The following is a 252-nucleotide window of genomic DNA, read 5'->3' on the forward strand; positions in this document are numbered from 1 at the left end:
CCCACAGATATTCCAGCGGCCCCAGCCCTTCAGCTCACCAGACAAGACACTGGTGGGTCTGGATGGATTCGAACCATCGACCCCCGCCTTATCAAGACGGTGCTCTAACCGGCTGAGCTACAGACCCCTGAGCCTGCCTGCGTTTCTTCTAACCACAGCCGATAAGCGTGAGCACTTGAGTGCAATGAATGCACAGCTCTGGAAAGGAGGTGATCCAGCCGCACCTTCCGATACGGCTACCTTGTTACGACT

The 252-nt window shown here is 56.3% G+C and carries 1 tRNA gene and 1 rRNA gene; both read right to left on the reverse strand.

Features of this window, described 5'->3' with window-relative positions:
• Window positions 1-50: 50 nt before the first annotated feature.
• A tRNA-Ile gene (locus F6X37_RS36195) sits at window positions 51-127 on the reverse strand.
• Window positions 128-202: 75 nt separating this feature from the next.
• Window positions 203-252, reverse strand: a 16S ribosomal RNA gene (locus tag F6X37_RS36570); the annotation flags it as partial.

Source organism: Paraburkholderia sp. 31.1 (genome assembly GCF_014397645.1).
Classification (GTDB): domain Bacteria; phylum Pseudomonadota; class Gammaproteobacteria; order Burkholderiales; family Burkholderiaceae; genus Paraburkholderia; species Paraburkholderia tuberum.